The following is a 1,214-nucleotide window of genomic DNA, read 5'->3' on the forward strand; positions in this document are numbered from 1 at the left end:
CTTCTATCAGAAAAAAGTATTTACCCAATCAATCCAAGGAATCGGACAACAAGGAGTAAGTCTATCTCGTTGTTGTACATAATGTTGAAAAAAGTACTTTTGATAATGTTTCTAACTGCTCAATCGACCTTTTCACAGGTTGAAAAAGTAGATTATGAATTGTATTCTCTGATTATATCGGACCAATTAGAACTCGGAACAAAAAGCAGTATTGACTCAGTTTTATTGATAGAACAATTTGAAAACAGATTTGACAATTTATACGAGGTTTTTGACTCAAAATCCGATTCAATCTCTAATTCAGACATAAATTTTATTTCAATTAATACGGGGAACGATACGCTTTTCATAAAACGAATTATCAATGAATCGAAATTCAGAAAGTCTATTTATGGATTGACATCTGACTTTGGTTTAAGTCCGAAAATTAATTCCAATCTATTATCGACTGATAAACTTAATATTCAATCAATAACTTCGAAAAAATACTATTCGTTTTTTGGCAGAAAATTCAAAAGAAAAAATCCATGGAAACGGATTATAAAAAAATACGGAACTCATAAGGTAATTGAATTCTCTGAAGTTAAATATAATGGGAATTTGGCTTCTGTATATTTCGGAATTCGTTGCGGAGGGTTGTGCGGAAATGGGAGAATTGTGATTTTCGAGAAAGTTAATGGAGTGTGGGGAATTTTGACTTCAATAAATCAATGGGAATCCTAAAAAAACACTATGTACAACAAAACCTATAAACAATACGGGCTTCGGGCTTAATCAAAAGGGTTGTGTATTTTTATGAAGTCCGCAAAATCTTTTGGATTTTGCTCTGGACAGGAAAAAATAAATCAAAACAAAAAGATTTCGCTATGTGCATTGCGGAAAGAGAACGCTAGTTTGCTCCCGTACTGTTCATAGCTCAACCGTTGTAGATTGTTTGGGATAAGTAGACAAGCTATTTATCAAGCGGAAAAACGTAAAATAAAAAGAACTATTGAATTGACTCAGGTTAAGTCATTAGTTTTACAGATGCGTCAAGAAATGCCTAGACTAGGTACACGAAAATTATATTATCTCCTTAAAGATGATTTTGATAAACAAGGAATTAAAATAGGTAGAGATGCTCTGTTTGATTATTTGAAAGCCGAATCCATGCTGATAAAACCAAGGAAAAACTATACAAAAACCACGAATTCGAAACATTGGTTAAGGAAACA

The 1,214-nt window shown here is 32.4% G+C and carries 2 pseudogenes; both read left to right on the top strand.

Going from position 1 to position 1,214, the window contains the following annotated elements:
• Positions 1 to 723, top strand: a pseudogene (locus Q0856_RS17960) (hypothetical protein); the annotation flags it as partial.
• 201 nt (positions 724 to 924) lie between these two features.
• Positions 925 to 1,214: pseudogene (locus Q0856_RS17965) on the top strand (IS3 family transposase); the annotation flags it as partial.

This window comes from uncultured Maribacter sp., from assembly GCF_947496775.1.
Classification (GTDB): domain Bacteria; phylum Bacteroidota; class Bacteroidia; order Flavobacteriales; family Flavobacteriaceae; genus Maribacter_B.